At 38.5% G+C, this 527-nt stretch carries 1 protein-coding gene; it reads right to left on the bottom strand.

Translation table 11 applies throughout. The features are described from left to right. Window positions 1-527: IS3 family transposase (locus BVI01S_RS21950; protein ID WP_156477384.1), on the bottom strand; the 527-nt coding region annotated here is incomplete at both ends.

Here is a 527-nt window from a genome sequence, read left to right as displayed (position 1 = left end):
CCCTTGATCTGAATGGATTAAGAGCTCATCGCCTTCATTTACATGTTTTAATCCTTGTTCTAACATCTTCTCGACCAAGTCAAATGTCGGCCTTGATTGGAGGGTATAGGTAATGATCTCTCCGTTAAATAGGTCTAGAATGGGGGACAGATAGAGCTTTTGACCGAACAGTTTGAACTCCGTTACGTCTGTCACCCATTTTTGATTAGGTTTATCGGCTCTAAAATTACGATTTAGGATGTTGGGAGCTACTTTTCCAACTTTCCCTTTGTAGGATTTATATTTTTTCATTCGTACAATGCATTTAAGGCCCAATTCTCTCATGATTCGAAGGACTTTCTTTTTATTTATATCGTGTCCTTTTGCTTGAAGAACGTCCGTAATGCGACGGTACCCAAGGCGTCCTAAGTGTTTATGGTAGATGAAATTGATCCTTCTTTTCCATTTGCGATCTGGATCTGGTTGGTCTAATTTTTTTGTGATGTGATAGTAAGTACTTTTAGGCAGCTTAGCTACTTTTATCATTT

Origin of the sequence: Rossellomorea vietnamensis NBRC 101237 (assembly GCF_001591825.1) — a bacterium.
GTDB lineage: Bacteria > Bacillota > Bacilli > Bacillales > Bacillaceae_B > Rossellomorea > Rossellomorea vietnamensis.
The sequence above is the reverse complement of the archived record's forward strand: the minus strand, read 5'-3'. Positions and strand labels throughout refer to the sequence as shown.